Consider the following 230-nt stretch of genomic DNA (forward strand, 5'->3'; position numbering starts at 1 on the left):
CTTTGAATTCTCTTTGGAAAACAGAAAAGAGGTTAGAAAGTCAAAGGTTTTGAATATCCATGGATTCTCGATTGGTATGATTACCAAAAAACCGGAGGCGGAGACGAACTGCAGGGCATGAAAAAAGGATGTAAGAGAGCCCGATATGGCAGCAGGGATGATTAAGGAGGTGAAAAGGAGAAGTGAAAGTTGTTCTTCATCTTCGTGTTCAATCAATGCAACTTTCAAAT

Annotated in this window: 1 protein-coding gene; it reads right to left on the bottom strand. The window is 40.0% G+C overall.

The genetic code is table 11. The features are described 5' to 3' along the window. Positions 1-230: hypothetical protein (locus tag P6709_RS20415; protein ID WP_278242695.1), on the bottom strand; the 230-nt coding region annotated here is incomplete at both ends.

Origin of the sequence: Jeotgalibacillus sp. ET6 (assembly GCF_029667115.1) — a bacterium.
GTDB lineage: Bacteria > Bacillota > Bacilli > Bacillales > Jeotgalibacillaceae > Jeotgalibacillus.